Origin of the sequence: Streptomyces sp. NPDC096176 (genome assembly GCF_044763255.1) — a bacterium.
Taxonomy (GTDB): domain Bacteria; phylum Actinomycetota; class Actinomycetes; order Streptomycetales; family Streptomycetaceae; genus Streptomyces.
Genome location: NZ_JBIWFV010000001.1, coordinates 730,880 through 746,026 on the forward strand (window position 1 = coordinate 730,880; position 15,147 = coordinate 746,026).

At 69.1% G+C, this 15,147-nt stretch carries 14 protein-coding genes; 8 read left to right on the forward strand and 6 right to left on the reverse strand.

Translation table 11 applies throughout. The annotated features are described in order from the left end of the window. Positions 1-157: 157 nt before the first annotated feature. Entirely contained in the window at positions 158-922 is a 765-nt protein-coding gene (locus tag ACIQ7Q_RS03535; RefSeq protein ID WP_403855809.1) for a GntR family transcriptional regulator, read from the reverse strand. A 305-nt stretch (positions 923-1,227) separates the two neighbouring features. On the opposite strand from ACIQ7Q_RS03535, the gene ACIQ7Q_RS03540 reads away from it, so the two are divergent. The 6 genes from ACIQ7Q_RS03540 to ACIQ7Q_RS03565 all read left to right on the forward strand — a co-directional run bounded on the left by ACIQ7Q_RS03540 (position 1,228) and on the right by ACIQ7Q_RS03565 (position 9,079). Further along, entirely contained in the window at positions 1,228-2,532 is a 1,305-nt protein-coding gene (locus ACIQ7Q_RS03540) for a sugar ABC transporter substrate-binding protein (RefSeq protein WP_403855811.1), read from the forward strand. 95 nt (positions 2,533-2,627) lie between these two features. Then, positions 2,628-3,626 (forward strand): carbohydrate ABC transporter permease, encoded by a 999-nt coding sequence (locus ACIQ7Q_RS03545; RefSeq protein WP_403855813.1) that lies wholly within the window; start codon positions 2,628-2,630, stop codon positions 3,624-3,626. Further along, on the forward strand, positions 3,623-4,489 hold the full coding sequence (locus ACIQ7Q_RS03550) for a carbohydrate ABC transporter permease (protein ID WP_403855815.1): 867 nt from the start codon (positions 3,623-3,625) through the stop codon (positions 4,487-4,489). The genes ACIQ7Q_RS03545 and ACIQ7Q_RS03550 overlap by 4 nt, the downstream gene beginning before the upstream one ends. A gap of 9 nt (positions 4,490-4,498) precedes the next feature. Further along, positions 4,499-6,046 carry a glycoside hydrolase family 3 protein gene (locus tag ACIQ7Q_RS03555; protein ID WP_403855817.1) on the forward strand — a complete coding sequence of 516 codons (1,548 nt, stop codon included), beginning with the start codon at positions 4,499-4,501 and terminating at the stop codon, positions 6,044-6,046. An 83-nt stretch (positions 6,047-6,129) separates the two neighbouring features. After that, positions 6,130-7,209 carry an SIS domain-containing protein gene (locus ACIQ7Q_RS03560; RefSeq protein WP_403855819.1) on the forward strand — a complete coding sequence of 360 codons (1,080 nt, stop codon included), beginning with the start codon at positions 6,130-6,132 and terminating at the stop codon, positions 7,207-7,209. A gap of 391 nt (positions 7,210-7,600) precedes the next feature. Continuing rightward, positions 7,601-9,079, forward strand: coding sequence for a sensor histidine kinase (locus ACIQ7Q_RS03565; protein ID WP_403856419.1), 1,479 nt, complete (start codon positions 7,601-7,603; stop codon positions 9,077-9,079). Positions 9,080-9,337: 258 nt separating this feature from the next. Here the strand turns inward: ACIQ7Q_RS03565 and ACIQ7Q_RS03570 are convergent, their stop codons facing one another. Together ACIQ7Q_RS03570 and ACIQ7Q_RS03575 are read right to left on the reverse strand one after the other, a co-directional pair. Next, positions 9,338-9,595, reverse strand: a complete 258-nt coding sequence (locus tag ACIQ7Q_RS03570; protein WP_003953983.1) for a WhiB family transcriptional regulator — start codon at positions 9,593-9,595, stop codon at positions 9,338-9,340. A gap of 319 nt (positions 9,596-9,914) precedes the next feature. Next, entirely contained in the window at positions 9,915-10,883 is a 969-nt protein-coding gene (locus tag ACIQ7Q_RS03575; RefSeq protein WP_403855821.1) for a diacylglycerol/lipid kinase family protein, read from the reverse strand. Positions 10,884-11,034: 151 nt separating this feature from the next. Between ACIQ7Q_RS03575 and ACIQ7Q_RS03580 the strand changes: the two genes are divergently transcribed. Continuing rightward, positions 11,035-11,475: a hypothetical protein gene (locus tag ACIQ7Q_RS03580; RefSeq protein ID WP_403855823.1), complete on the forward strand. Its 441-nt coding sequence runs from the start codon at positions 11,035-11,037 to the stop codon at positions 11,473-11,475. A gap of 165 nt (positions 11,476-11,640) precedes the next feature. Here the strand turns inward: ACIQ7Q_RS03580 and ACIQ7Q_RS03585 are convergent, their stop codons facing one another. From ACIQ7Q_RS03585 to ACIQ7Q_RS03595, 3 genes are all read right to left on the reverse strand, one after another. After that, the gene (locus ACIQ7Q_RS03585; RefSeq protein ID WP_403855825.1) at positions 11,641-12,588 is read right to left on the reverse strand and encodes an RNA polymerase sigma factor SigF; all 948 of its coding nucleotides are present in this window, start codon (positions 12,586-12,588) and stop codon (positions 11,641-11,643) included. Beyond that, entirely contained in the window at positions 12,585-12,998 is a 414-nt protein-coding gene (locus tag ACIQ7Q_RS03590) for an anti-sigma regulatory factor (protein WP_100111349.1), read from the reverse strand. The genes ACIQ7Q_RS03585 and ACIQ7Q_RS03590 overlap by 4 nt, the downstream gene beginning before the upstream one ends. 243 nt (positions 12,999-13,241) lie before the next feature. Beyond that, positions 13,242-13,502: a UBP-type zinc finger domain-containing protein gene (locus tag ACIQ7Q_RS03595; RefSeq protein WP_403855828.1), complete on the reverse strand. Its 261-nt coding sequence runs from the start codon at positions 13,500-13,502 to the stop codon at positions 13,242-13,244. A gap of 45 nt (positions 13,503-13,547) precedes the next feature. Here ACIQ7Q_RS03595 and ACIQ7Q_RS03600 point away from each other — a divergent pair, with 45 nt between their 5' ends. Next, positions 13,548-15,146: a Na+/H+ antiporter gene (locus ACIQ7Q_RS03600; protein ID WP_403855830.1), complete on the forward strand. Its 1,599-nt coding sequence runs from the start codon at positions 13,548-13,550 to the stop codon at positions 15,144-15,146. Position 15,147: the final 1 nt, after the last annotated feature.

The window sequence follows — 15,147 nt, forward strand, 5'->3', positions numbered from 1 at the left end:
AATGGGCAGGAAATCTAGGCGAGCCGTTCGCGTCGAGTCACCCCCCGTCCGTATATCGGTACGGCAACGACTTCGCGCCCTTGGGGCCAAAACGTGACATGGCGCCGCAACGGGCTGCGGCGCCATGTCGGTTGAGCTGTCGGGGCAGTTCAAGTAGTCAGTCGGTCGGGCGCTTCAGCCGTGCCACGAACTTGTACCGGTCCCCCCGGTAGACCGAGCGGACCCACTCCACGGGCTCGCCCTGGGCGTCCAGCGAGTGGCGGGAGAGCATCAGCATCGGCAGGCCCACGTCCGTGCCGAGCAGGCCGGCCTCGCGCGGGGTGGCCAGGGAGGTCTCGATCGTCTCTTCGGCCTCGGCGAGATGGACGTCGTACACCTCCGCGAGGGCCGTGTAGAGCGAGGTGTACTTCACCAGACTGCGGCGCAGCGCCGGAAAGCGCTTGGCGGACAGGTGCGTGGTCTCGATGGCCATCGGTTCGCCGCTGGCCAGCCGCAGCCGCTCGATGCGCAGCACCCGGCCGCCGGCCGCGATGTCCAGCAGTCCGGCGAGGGTGTCGTCCGCTGTGACGTATCCGATGTCCAGCAGCTGAGACGTGGGCTCGAGGCCCTGTGCGCGCATGTCCTCTGTGTACGAGGTGAGCTGGAGCGCCTGCGACACCTTGGGCTTGGCGACGAACGTGCCCTTGCCCTGGATGCGTTCGAGCCGGCCCTCGACGACCAGTTCCTGGAGCGCCTGACGGACCGTGGTGCGCGAGGTGTCGAACTCGGCGGCGAGTGTCCGCTCCGGCGGCACGGGCGTGCCCGGCGGCAGGGTTTCCGTCATGTCCAGCAAGTGCCGCTTGAGCCGGTAGTACTTGGGCACGCGCGCGGTGCGGGTCTGCGCCCCGCCCTCGGCCTCGGTGCCGCCCCAGTCCGTCGTCATGGTCCGCCTTCCCGACTGCTGCGCTCCTGCCGTCACCGGCTCCTCCGTCTGCTGCGGCTCACATGGTGGCACGGACCGGTCACGGGTCGTCGCCCTCCCTCAGGTGTCGGTCCGATAACGGACACGACAGCCCTTCTTATACACCCTTGACACCCCTAAAGGTCTAGGCCAAGCTCCCGGTACTGGTCTAAACCATTTGAGGCCAGGTCCCAGCCCCAGGGCAGAAATCTGGCGCGCGTCCTCAAGTGCTGCGCGACTCCCGGGTGGTGGGGGGGGCAACTCTTGCATCCCTTGAGGAGGGTGGCGTGAAGCGCAAGCTCATTTCAGCGGTGGGTGTGGCGGCCATGATGGTCTCGGTCGCGGCGTGTGGGTCGGACGGCGGCAGCGGTGAATCGGCCAAGAACCCCAAGGACCGCAAGGAGAACTTGACCGTCTGGCTCATGAGCGACGCCCAGAGCACCTGGCCGGAGCTGGTCAAGGACGTCAACGCCGAGTTCAACAAGAAGTACCCGGGCGTCAAGGTCAACGTCCAGTACCAGCAGTGGGGCGACAAGGCCAAGAAGCTCGACGCCGCCCTCGCCGGCGACAAGTTCCCGGATGTGGTGGAGCTCGGCAACACCGAGACCATGACGTACATCCTCAACGGCGCCCTCGGCGAGATCGACCCGTCGAAGTACGAGAACTCGGACACCTGGATCCAGGGTCTGAAGGACACCTGCACCTTCGAGGGCAAGCAGTACTGCGTGCCCTACTACGCCGGTGCGCGCGTCGCGCTCTACAACAAGGACATGTTCAAGGCGGGCACCGGCTCCGACGCCCTGCCCACCACCGAGGCCGAGCTGACCGCCGCCCTCGACAAGGTCCAGCAGAAGTACGGCAAGGACAAGGCGTTCTCGCCGCTCTACCTGCCCGGCCGCTACTGGTACGCCGCCATGTCCTACGTCGCCGCGTACGGCGGCGAGATCGCCACCTACGACGAGGGAAAGAAGGAGTGGAAGTCCGCTCTCTCCACCCCCGAGGCGCAGCAGGGCATCAAACACTTCGTCGACCTGGTCGACACGTACAACCACGGTGACAAGACGAAGGACGAGCAGGACCACGCCAACGTCATGGCCAACGAGAAGGCCGGCCTTCTCTACGGCAACGGCTGGGAGGCAGGCAGCGTCGTCGACTCCAAGGCCAACGGCAACCCGAAGCTCGAGGGCAAGATCGGCGTGGCGGGCATGCCCGGCCCGAACGGCAAGGTGCTCCCGTCCTTCATCGGCGGATCCGACCTCGCGACCGTCTCCAAGTCGAAGGTCCAGGACCTCGGCGAGGAGTGGATCGCGATGTTCACCAGCAGCAAGTCCCAGGAGGTCCTCGCCTCCAAGAACATCCTTCCGAACAACACCAAGCAGCTCGAGCCGCTGAAGGCGAAGCCGGAGACCGCGGCGATCGCGGGCGCCGTACCGGATGCCTGGTTCACCCCGATCGCCCCCGGCTGGACGTCGATCGAGAAGTCGGAAGTCCTCGAGCTCATGCTGCTCGACATCATCAAGGGCACGTCGGTCGAGGAAGCGACCAAGAAGGCCGACGCGGAGATCGACAAGCTGATCAACGAGAAGTCCTGACCTCTTGATCACCCGCGGGGGTGGTGGGCCCGGGTTCGCCCGGACTGCCGCCCCCGCACTCCGGTACCGGTTTCCGAACGGAAGGCCCAGCACAGGTGAGTGCCGCCGACATCACGTCAGCCGACCCGGCGGTGCCCGTTCCGCGGCACCCAGAGGACCTCGGCCCCCAGCCATCCAGCAAGCGGACGCGCGAGGCCGCCAGGTCCCGTGGCGCGCTCCTGCCCTATCTGCTGATCGCGCCCACGATCGTCGCGATAGCGGCGGTGTTCGTCTGGCCACTGATCAAGACGACGGTCATGTCCTTCCAGGACGTCGGCCGCAAGGAACTGTGGACGGGTGAGCCGGCCCCCTGGGTGGGCCTCGAGCAGTTCACCAACATCCTCGGCGACGCCGCCTTCTGGGACTCCGTCGTCCTGACCGTCGTCTTCATGGCCGCGTGCGTCGTGACGACCCTGGCCCTCGGCCTGGCCGTCGCCCTCACGATGCAGCGGATGTCGACCTGGGCCCGGCTGTTGGTCACCGCCGGCCTGATCGCCGCGTGGTCGATCCCCCTGATGGTGGCGGCCTCGATCTTCCGCTGGTTCTCCGACTCCGACTACGGAGTCGCCAACATGGTCCTGACCAAGTACCTGGGTCTGGACTTCCAGGGCCACAACTGGTTCCTCGACCACAAGCAGGGCTTCCTGGTCATCGGAGCGGTCGTGGTCTGGGGCGCTGTCCCGTTCGTCGCCATCACCCTCTACGCGGCCCTCACCCAGGTCCCCAGGGAACTGGAGGAGGCCGCCGCCATCGACGGCGTCGGAGCGTTCGGCAACTTCCGCTACGTCGTCTTCCCGGTCATCAAGCCGGTCTTCCAGATGGTGGCCACCCTCTCGGTGATCTGGGACTTCAACGTCCTCGGCCAGGTCTGGCTGATGCGCGGCGGCAAACCGGAGCCCGAGTACGAGGTCCTCGGCCTCTACGCCTTCAACAAGGCCTTCGAGTCCAACTCCTTCAGCCAGGGCGCCGCCATCTCCCTCATCACGGTGCTGCTGCTCTCCGGCGTCGCCGTGTACTACCTGCGCCAGCTGCTCAAGATCGGAGAGGTCGAGTGAGCGCCATCACCTCCGCACCGAAGGCCATCCGGCCCGACCACAAGAAGAAGAGCCGGATCGTCTACAACGCCTTCGGCCTGCTGACCTTCGTGGTCATGATCTTCCCCGTCTACTGGCTGGTCATCAGCGCACTGCGCCCCAACCACGAGATCCGCAGCTACGACCAGACCCTGTGGCCCTCGTCGATCACCTTCGACAACTTCAGCCGAGCGGTCGACTACGCCAACTTCGGCACGGCGATCAAGTCCAGCCTGATCATCTGCGTGACCGCCCTCGTCGGCGCCATGGTGATGGCCACCGTCGCCGCGTACGCGATCGGCCGCTTCAGGTTCATGGGCCGCAAGGCCTTCATGGTCGTGCTGATCCTGGTGCAGCTGCTGCCGCCGACCGCGATGCTGATCCCGATCTACCTCCAGCTCAACGACCTGGGCGCCCTCAACGAGTACTGGGGCGTGACGATCATCTATCTGGTCTCCACGCTGCCCTTCGCGACCTGGATGATCCGCGGTTTCGTGATCAACATCCCGAAGGAGCTGGAGGAGTCCGCCATGGTGGACGGCTGCAGCCAGATGGGCGCCTTCTGGAGGGTCGTCTTCCCGCTGCTCGCCCCCGGCCTGGCGGCGGCCTCCATCTACTCGCTCATCAACGCGTGGAACGAGTACCTGCTGGCGTACGTGGTGCTGCAGGACAACGACAAGTACACGCTGAACGTCTGGTTGATGAGCTTCACCACCGAGCGGGGTGTGGACTACGGCGCACTGATGGCCGCCTCCACGCTGATCGCCATCCCGGTGGTCGCCTTCTTCATGTTCATCCAGAAGAAGATGGCCGCGGGCCTCACGTCGGGCGCAGTGAAGGGATAACGCCTCCTCATGACGACTCTGGTACGCGGTTCGTCCGGCACGCTCACCCGCGACGCCCTCACCGTCCTCCAGCCGGGCTTCGTCGGCACCACCGCCCCCGACTGGCTGCTGCGGCAGATCGGGGAAGGGCTCTCGGCGGTCGGTCTGTTCGGCCGCAACATCACCTCGCCCGATCAGCTCACCGCGCTCACAAGCCAGTTGCGGGCGGAGCGGGACGACGTCCTCGTCGCGATCGACGAGGAGGGCGGCGACGTCACCCGGCTCGAGGTGCAGGGCGGCTCGTCGTTCCCCGGCAACTACGCACTGGGGTCCGTGGACGACGTGGACCTCACCCGCGCCGTCGCCCGCGAACTGGGGCGCCGGCTCGCCGAGTGCGGGGTGGACCTCAACTGGGCGCCCTCCGCGGACGTCAACTCGAACCCGGACAATCCTGTCATCGGTGTGCGGTCGTTCGGCGCCGACACCGCGCTCGCCGCGCGGCACACCGTCGCCTACGTAGAGGGCCTGCAGTCCGCCGGCGTGGCCGCCTGCGCCAAGCACTTTCCCGGGCACGGCGACACCAGTGTGGACTCGCACCACGCGCTGCCCCGCATCGATGTGGATCTCGACACATTGCACGCCCGTGAGCTGGTTCCTTTCCGTGAGGCGATGGCGGCGGGTTCCAAAGCGGTGATGAGCGCGCATATCCTTCTTCCCGCGCTCGATCCCGACCGTCCCGCGACGCTGAGCCCGCAGATCCTCACCGGTCTGCTGCGCCAAGAGCTGGGCTACCAGGGGCTGATCGTGACGGACGGCATGGAGATGCAGGCCATCTCGTCCACGTACGGCATCGAACGCGGCTCGGTCCTCGCGATCGCCGCCGGAGCCGACGCGATCTGCGTCGGCGGCGGCCTGGCCGACGAGGAGACCGTACTTCGGCTGCGCGATGCGCTGGTGAGTGCGGTGCGCAGCGGCGACCTGCCCGAGGAGCGGCTGGCCGACGCGGCGGCGCGCGTGCGTGCCCTCGCCGACTGGACGCGACGGGCCAGGGGGGCTGCAGCGAAGCCGGGCGCGGCTTCACAGGAGGGGACCGCGCCCGGCTCCGACGCGGAGATCGGTCTTGTCGCCGCGCGCCGCGCGGTGCGCGTCACCCCCGGGCAGCTGCCGTACGAGCCGGTCACCGAAGCCCCCTACGTCGCCGCGTTCACCCCGGTCGCCAACATCGCGGTCGGCGACGAGACGCCGTGGGGCGTGGCCGCCGAACTGGCCGCGCTGCTGCCCGGCACCGGGACGGACACCTATGCGGACGGAGCGAGTACGCCCGCTTTGGTGGCAAATGTGCTGGAGGCGGCGGCGAACCGTAGGATCGTCGCCGTAGTACGCGACGTCCACCGCCACCCGTGGATGGCGAACGCCCTGGAAGCCCTCCTCGCGGCCCGTCCCGAGACGGTCGTCGTGGAGATGGGTCTGAACCGGGCGGCGCCCATGGGGGCCGTGCACATCGCGACCCATGGCGCGGCCCGCGTCTGCGGGCGCGCCGCCGCGGAGGTCATCACCGGCAGGGGAGCCGGGACCTGACCGCCGCGGACCGTGCCGTGCCGGGCCAGGGCCGGGAAGCCCCGGAGCCCGGCACCCTGGAGCGCCACCTGGAGGCAATCGGCATGTCCGCCACGACGTCGGCCGAGTACCACGAGGACGAGGAGTACCCGGGCCGGATCATGTCCGGCGAAATGGCACAGCAGCCCACGGTCCTGCGGCGGATCCTCGACGAGGGCGCGCCGCGCATCCGCGAGGTGGCGGCGGCGATCGCCGCGAAGGAGCCGCGCTTCGTCCTGCTGACGGCGCGCGGCACTTCCGACCACGCCGCGCTCTACGCGAAGTACCTGCTCGAGATCCGGCTCGGACTGCCGTGCGGACTGACCTCCATGTCCACCACCACCGCCTACGGCGCGCGGCCTTCGCTCACCGACGTCCTGGTGATCACCGTCAGCCAGTCCGGCGGCTCCCCGGACCTGGTGGCCTCCACGAAGGCGGCGCGGGACGCGGGTGCGATCACACTGGCGGTGACCAACAACCCGGACTCGCCGCTGGCCGCGGTCTCCGAGTTCCACATCGACATCATGGCCGGCCCGGAGAAGGCGCTCCCGGCCACCAAGACCTACACCGCCTCCCTGATGGCCCTCTACCTGCTGGTGGAGGGCCTTCGCGGCGGTGAGGGGACCGAGGCCGAGCCCCTGCCGGAGCTCGCGGCCAAGGTCCTCGCCCGCCAGGAGGAGGTGCGTGCCCTGGCCTCGCGCTACCGCTTCGCCGAGCGCATGGTCATCACGTCGCGGGGCTACGGCTACCCGACGGCGAAGGAGGCCGCGCTCAAGCTCATGGAGACCAGCTACATCCCCGCCCTCGCCTACTCCGGCGCGGATCTGCTGCACGGGCCACTCGCCATGGTCGACAACGTCTCCCCGGTCATCGCGGTGGTGCCCGACGGCAGGGGCGGAGGGGCGCTCCAGCCGGTGCTCGACCGCCTGCGCGGCCGCGGCGCGGACCTGTTCGTGGTGGGTCCGGCCGCCCAGGTCGAGGCGGCGTCGGCGGGCTTCGTGCTGCCGACCGACCGGGTGCCGGAGGAGCTCCAGCCGATTCTGGAGATCCTTCCGCTGCAGCTGCTGGCCTACGAGGTGACCATCGCCCGCGGGCAGGACCCGGACGCGCCCAGGGCGCTGGCCAAGGTGACGGAGACGCGCTGACGAGCGGGCCGTACGGCGGGGGCCGTGATCGCGACGGGCGGGTGTGATGAGGGGCCCGCCCGTCGTTCCCCGCCCGCTGTGACAAGCGCGTGTGCAGGGACAGGTGCATCAGCGGCCGCACATAAGTATGGTGGCGGAACTAAACTCCGCCGAAGCATGGACAGGCCGAATGGTCTAGTCCACAATGAGGCGGTAGAAGCCTCCGCCCTCCCCGCACAGGAGGGTGGAACGAGGTCCCCGACGCTCTCTGCCCTGACTGCGCCGAGACCTCCACACGGCCGAGCGGGACCGCACACCCGTCGGCCGGGCAACTCCGGGCTGCGGTGCCGGACGGGTTGAGGGTCCCGTCACGGCGCCGCGGCCCGCGGGTACCCTCGCAGACGTGCCCTCCATGAACGATCTCGTACGCCGGCAAACCGCTCTGAGTGAGACTGACCTCGAGTGGCTCCATCTGCTGGTCTCGGAGTGGCAGCTCCTCTCCGACCTCTCCTTCGCCGACCTGGTCCTGTGGGTTCCCACCCGCGATGGGACGCGCTACGTCTCCGTGGCCCAGATGCGGCCCAACACCGGCCCCACGTCCTACCAGGACGACATGGTCGGCCACCTCGTCCCCCGCGGCCGCCGCCCCCTTCTGGACGCCGCGCTCGACGAGGGGCGCATCGTGCGCGAGGGGGACCCCGAGTGGCGCGAGGAGGTGCCGGTGCGGGTCGAGTCCATCCCGGTACGCCGCGAGGGCCGGGTCCTCGGCGTCATCGCGCGCAACACCAACCTGCTCACCGTGCGCACCCCGTCGCGGCTCGAGCTCACCTACCTCCAGTCCGCCTCCGACCTGGCTCAGATGATCGCCGCCGGAACGTTCCCGTTCCCCGGCGAGCAGGTCGAGATGGACTCCTCGCCGCGCGCGGGGGACGGGCTCATCCGGCTCGACGCGGACGGCATCGTCCAGTACGCCAGCCCCAACGGCCTGTCCGCCTACCACCGTCTCGGTCTCGCCTCCGACCTCGTGGGACAGCACCTGGGTCAGGTCACCGCCGAGCTCGCACCCTCCCGGGGACCGGTCGACGAGGCGTTGGTCAAGATCGCCAGCGGCTACGCCCCCCGTGAGACAGAGGTCGAGGGCAACGGCGGCGTCATCCAGCTGCGGGCGATCCCGCTCAAGCCCAAGGGTGTACGGATCGGTTCCCTGGTGCTGCTGCGGGACGTGACGGAACTGCGCCGCCGCGAGCGGGAGTTGATCACCAAGGACGCGACCATCCGGGAGATCCACCACCGGGTGAAGAACAACCTCCAGACGGTGGCGGCCCTGTTGCGCCTCCAGGCGCGCCGGATGGACTCCGTACGGGGCCGCGAGGCACTCAACGAGGCGGTGCGGCGGGTCGGTTCTATCGCGATCGTCCACGAGACGCTGTCTCAGAACCTGGACGAGCGGGTGGAGTTCGACGACATCGCGGACCGCGTGCTCGCGATGGTGGCGGAGATCTCGCCCGGCAAGGTCGACTGCCGGCGCACGGGCCGCTTCGGCATCCTGGACGCCGAGATCGCCACGCCGCTGTCGATGGTGCTGACCGAGGTGCTCCAGAACGCCCTGGAACACGGCTTCGCGCAGGGGGAGCAGGGCTCGGTCGAGGTGTCCGCGGTCCGCGGCGAGCCGCGCGCCGACGGCGCCCGGCTGCTGATCACCGTTCAGGACGACGGCCGCGGCCTGCCGGCGGGCTTCGACCCGAAGCGCGCCGGGAATTTGGGGCTGCAGATCGTACGGACCCTGGTAGAGGGGGAGTTGGGCGGGACCTTCGACATGGTGCCGGTTCCGGAGCCGGGGCGCGGCACCCGGGTCGTCCTCGACATCCCCGTTCCGGCGGACAAGCGCTGAGGCCGGTCGGCACCGACGGGGCCGGGGCTCTGGGCCGGCTTCGCCATCCGGCGCAGGCCGGGGCCCTGGCCGCCCCGGCCTGCCGCGGTGGCCGGGTGCACAGCGAAGAGCCCCGAACCGTGTGACACGGTCCGGGGCTCGAAGCTCACGTGCTCGCATGTGCGAATGCGCATCGGGTGGTACTGCGCGCTGCGGCTCGAAGGCGGTGAATGCGCACTCTCTGTACGCGCCGCCGGCGGAGGCCGGTAGCAGGGGGCGTCAGGCGCTGGCGTTACGCGCCCGGTTGCGGGCGGCGCGGCGCTTCATCGCGCGGCGCTCGTCCTCGCTGAGGCCACCCCAGACGCCGGAGTCCTGGCCGGACTCGAGCGCCCACTGCAGGCACTGCTCCATGACGGGGCAGCGACGGCAGACGGCCTTGGCTTCCTCGATCTGCAGCAGCGCAGGACCGGTGTTGCCGATGGGGAAGAAGAGCTCGGGGTCTTCCTCGCGGCAAACGGCGTTGTGACGCCAGTCCATGGCTGCTACCTCTCCTTGGTATTACATGCAGGGTTGCTTGTGAATGTGAACGCTTTCACGAATCCCCGAACAAGGGAAGGGCCGATCGCCAGTTGCCCGGCGCTGGGTCCTGGATTCGTGGAGGGGTTCCGGCGGTCTGTGGGGCCGATGTTGCGGGCCGTCCCGATCGCCATGTAGAGATTCGCAAACCTCGGCGGCGGATACAACCCCTTCCGGAAAGTTTTTTTTGATTCCTCGGTGTCGACTAGGTCACAGCCGTACTTCTATGGGGTGGAGGCTGGCCCATACGTTCGAGATAAAGGACTTTCGGTCCTTCTGGTCACACAATCACACGCAGTGCACGGCGTACGCCTGTGAACGTCACGCTAGTACGCAGCCCCAGGTGGTCACCGTCCATCTGGAAGGGCAGCGGGACCTTTGAATGCAAGGTGAAGTCCGTCTGGTCGTGAAGTGTGACCGCGTGCTTTCCGCGTGGTCCGCGCTCGGGACTCGAGGTGAGCAGCTGAGTCCCGTAACGGGCCACGGCCGGGGTCGAGAGCTTCTTCAGTCCGAGCACGTCGAGAGCGGTGTCGAAGGAGGCCCTCGGTGACGCGTACACAGGGCGATTGCCCAAGTAGGTCCAGGGAGAGGTGTTACAGACTATGGACAGCACCAGATCCCGCACGGGCTCCGCGCCCGGATGGTCCAGGGTGATCGTCCCGTGGCGGCGGTGCGGGTCGTCCAGGAACTGACGCATCACCTGGCGGATGTAGAGGGCGTGCGTCGACCGCTTGCCGCGTTCGCGGTGCTGTTCGACCCGGCCGACGACGCCGGCGTCGAAGCCGAATCCGGCACAGAAGGTGAACCAGCGCTGCGGGACGCCCTCGTCCTCGGTGCCGGGGGTGCCGGCTGCGAGTCCGAGGCCGACCGTCTGCTCGGTCCGGTCGCGCAGCGCGTCCAGGATGGCGCCGGTCGCCTCGACGGCGTCGTTCGGCAGACCGAGGGCGCGGGCGAAGACGTTCGTGGAACCGCCGGGGACGACGGCGAGGCGGGGAAGGCGGTCGGGGTCGGGGCCGTGGTGCAGCAGCCCGTTGACGACCTCGTTGACCGTGCCGTCGCCACCGAGGGCGACGACGAGGTCTATGTCGTTCGCCTCCGCGGCCCGGCGGCCCAGATCGCGGGCGTGCCCCCGGTACTCCGTGGTGACGGCCTCGAGCTTCATCTCGCTGGCGAGTGCGTGGATCAGTACGTCACGCGTGCGGGCACTGGTGGTGGTTGCTGCCGGATTGACCACGAGAAGTGCGCGCATGCGATGCAGCGTACCTACTGGGGGGTACTCGGCCCAGCCCCGGCCTTCCCGGGCCTCCCGTCGACGGCAGGTCTCTCCACGCTCCCTCGAAGCCTCTGACGGCGGGCCCCGGCCTTCCGGGGCGGCGTGCGCCGACGGCTACCCTGCAGGGGTGAGCAGCGAAGACCAGACCTCCCCCCGCCCCGCGCAGCCCGCTCGTCCTTCCCGCCTGACCGCGGCGGCCGCGGTGTGCGGCGCCGAGGGGCTGGCGCTGGTCGCGGGCGGCGTCTACATGCTCGTGATGGGTCTGCTCGGCCGGCCCGAGAGTCCGTCCTCGGCGGAGATGGGCGGCCTGACGCTCATGGTGCTCGGCGTGATCCCGCTGGCGGCGGCGCGGGGGCTGCTGCGGCAGCGCAGCTGGAGCCGGGGGCCGGCGATCATCACCCAGCTGATCGCCCTGATTCCGGCGTGGACCCTGCTGCGCGCCTCCGGAGCCCTCATCCCGCTGGGCGTGGTCCTGGCGGCGGTGGCGGTGACGGGGCTGGTGCTCCTGGTGAACCCGAAGACGGCGGCGGCCCTGGGCATCCGCGGCAGCGCCCGCGACGAGGCGTAGCCGGCACCGGACGAGCCTGATCGGAAGCGGCACCAAGGCGGGCCGCTGCACCAACGGGGCCCGGCGGCGCGCCACCGGGCCGGATGCCGCACCACCCGGACCGTGCGACGCCCGGCAGCGCGGACGTCGCACGGCCCGGGCAGATCACGCGGGCCGGTCCGGGGGCTACTCCTCGACCAGCAGACGTTCGCGGAGCTGCGCCAGCGTGCGGGCCAGCAGACGGGAGACGTGCATCTGCGAGATGCCGACCTCCTGCGCGATCTGCGACTGGGTCATGTTCCCGAAGAAGCGGAGCAGGAGGATGCGCTTCTCCCGCGGGGGAAGGTCCTCCAGCAGCGGCTTGAGGGACTCGCGGTACTCGACGCCCTCCAGCGCCTCGTCCTCCGCGCCGAGCGTGTCAGCGACCGCCGGGGACTCGTCGTCCGTGTCGGGGACGTCCAGGGACAGCGTGGAGTACGCGTTCGCGGACTCCAGGCCCTCCAGGACCTCCTCCTCCGAGATGCCGAGGCGCTCCGCCAGCTCGTGCACCGTCGGTGAGCGGCCGTGCTGCTGGGAGAGCTCGGCGGTCGCGGTGGTCAGCGCGAGCCGCAGCTCCTGCAGCCGGCGCGGCACCCGCACCGCCCATCCCTTGTCCCGGAAGTGGCGCTTGATCTCGCCGACCACCGTCGGTGTCGCGTATGTCGAGAACTCGACACCGCGATCCGGATCGAACCGGTCAACCGACTTGATCAGACCGATCGTCGCGACCTGCGTCAGGTCGTCCAGCGGCTCCCCGCGGTTGCGGAACCGCCTCGCCAGGTGCTCGACCAGCGGCAGATGCATCCGTACGAGCTGGTTGCGCAGCTCGGCCCGCGCGGGCGATCCGTCGGGCAGAGTGCGCAGCTCGATGAACATCGCCCGTGCGCCGCTGCGGTCATGAGGATCATGCCGCTGATCCTGTTGCTGCTCGCTCATACGGTCCGCCTGCTCTGCCGAGGCCGTACGGCCATCCGGTTCGTCCACCACCGGGTGCGGCCGTGCCTGCTGCTCAGGGATGCCGGCAGACGCGCTCAGCACCCTGGGGCCTCGCTCCTCGTCCTCCCGCATCGGACCGACCCCGTTTCCGTCGCTCACGCCGGCCCGGGTCCCGCGCCGCGCTGTTTGTACAGACTGATGGCGACCGTGCGGTCGTCGGCGACCGACGAGTCGACCTTGCCGGCCAGTGCCGAGAGCACCGTCCAGGCGAACGTGTCGCGCTCCGGCGCCCGGCCGTCGGTCGTGGGCGCGGACACCGTCACCTCGAGCGAGTCGTCGACGAGCCGGAACACGCAGCTCAGGACGGAACCGGGAACGGCCTGCTGCAGCAGGATCGCGCACGCCTCGTCCACCGCGATCCGCAGATCCTCGATCTCGTCGAGGGTGAAGTCCAAACGTGCTGCGAGGCCGGCAGTGGCCGTACGCAGCACGGACAGGTAGGCACCCGCAGCGGGCAGCCGGACTTCCACGAAGTCCTGGGTCCCGGGCTCGCCTGCGATCTGGGACACCCTCACCTCCAAGGTGGCACAAGCTCTTTCCGGGCCGGGGCAAAGGCCCGCGGCCGTGCGTTACGTGGTCGATCACGCAGCCAGGTCTGGCCTGGCGACGCTATCGCGATCCATGGTGCCGTGTCGCCAGGACCCCCAGGGCCGACAAGTGTCACTCAATGTAAGACCATGAGTACACACAGTGGCTAGAGGTCTGCGCCAGTCAATTGAGCGGACCCGGGGGATGGTTGACGTACCCACGCGTCAGACGATCGAACCGTCCACAAAACACCACCGCCACACCTGCCCCGGCTCGAAACTGCGCATCACTGCATGCGCGGTCTCCTTGAAGTGTGCGCTCGCATGCTGCATCGGCGAGGAGTCGCAACAGCCCACATGCCCGCAGACCAGGCACAGCCGGAGCTGGACGGGATGGCTGTCGAGGGCCAAACACTCCTGGCAGGTGTCGGCCAGCGGCACCGGCTCGGGGCGCGGCATTTCTGCTACGTGCACACACTCGCTCATGATTGCCAAGATTACGACGGCTGTGACGGACGTGAGGTCGGTGTGATGGAAGCATTGTCGCTGGTGGGGCTGATCGCGGTGAGCGCCGCGGTGGCCGGAGCGGCCCGCAGGACCCCGATCCCGGCGCCGCTGCTGCTGGTGGCGGCCGGGCTGATCGCCTCGTACGTGCCGGGCGTTCCGGACTACCACCTCGACCCGCACATCGTGCTGCCGCTGGTGCTGCCTCCGCTGCTGCATCTCGCGGCCCTGGACAGTTCGTACCTCGACCTGCGGGCCAACCTCCGGCCCGTCGCCCTGCTCTCGGTGGGCTATGTCCTGTTCGCGACGGTGGCCGTCGGCTACCTCGCCTATCTGCTGGTGCCCGACCTGCCGCTGCCGGCGGCCCTGGTGCTGGGTGCGGTGATCGCGCCGCCGGACGCGGTCGCCGCCACGGCCATCGCGCGTCGGATGGGTCTGCCCCCCCGGATCACGACGATCCTCCAAGGTGAATCCTTGGTGAACGACGCCACCGCGATCACCGCCTACAAGGTGGCGTTGGCCGCCGCGATCGGCGCCGGCGCGAGCTGGGGCTCCGCCTTCCAGGAGTTCGTCCTGGCGTCCGTCGGCGGCGTCGGCGTCGGTCTTGTCCTGATGATCCCGATCCACTGGCTGCGCAAGCACCTGAAGGAAGCGCTCCTGCAGAACACCCTGTCGCTGCTCATCCCGTTCATCGCCTACGCCGCCGCGGAGCAGGTCCACGCCTCCGGTGTCCTCGCCGTGGTCGTCGTCGCTCTGTATCTGGGACACCACTCCTACCAGGTCGACTTCGCCACCCGGCTCCAGGAGGAAGCCGTGTGGAAGATGGTGGCCTTCATCCTCGAGTCGACGGTCTTCGCGCTGATCGGGCTGCAACTGGCGATCGTGGTGGAGGAGCTCGGCGACTACGGCGTGGGAGAGGCCCTTCTGTACGCGGCGGGAGTCTTCGTGGCCGTGGTGGTCGTGCGGTTCGTCTGGGTCTATCCGGCCACCTTCCTGCCGCGGATGCTGTCCCGGCGCATCAGGGAACGCGAACCGGACACCAACTGGAAGGCGCCGCTGATCGTCGGCTGGGCGGGAATGCGCGGCGTGGTCTCCCTGGCGATCGCCTTCTCGATCCCGCTGACGACGTCGAGCGGGGAGGGCTTCCCGGCCCGGAACCTGGTTCTGTTCCTCACCTTCACCACGGTGATCGGAACGCTCGTAGTGCAGGGGCTCACGCTGCCGCCACTGATCCGCTTGCTGAAGCTCCCGGGGCGGGACGTCCAAGCGCAGACGCTGGCCGAGGCGCAGGCCCAGAACCAGGCCTCCGCCGCAGCGGAACGACGGCTGCAGGAACTGCTCGAGGACGAGCGCAACCAGCTGCCGGGGCCGCTTGCGGACCGGCTGCGAACCGTGATGGAACGCCGCAGGAACTCGGTCTGGGAGCGGCTCGGCGCGGTCAACGCGGTGACGGGGGAGTCCGCGGACGACACCTACCGGCGGCTGGCCAGAGAGATGATCTCCACCGAGCGTGATGTCTTCGTCGAACTGCGGAACCGGCGCCAGATCGACGACGAGATGCTGCGCACGCTGCTGCGCAGGCTTGACCTGGAGGAGGCGACGGCCTTCCGGGAGGAGACGGCCTGAG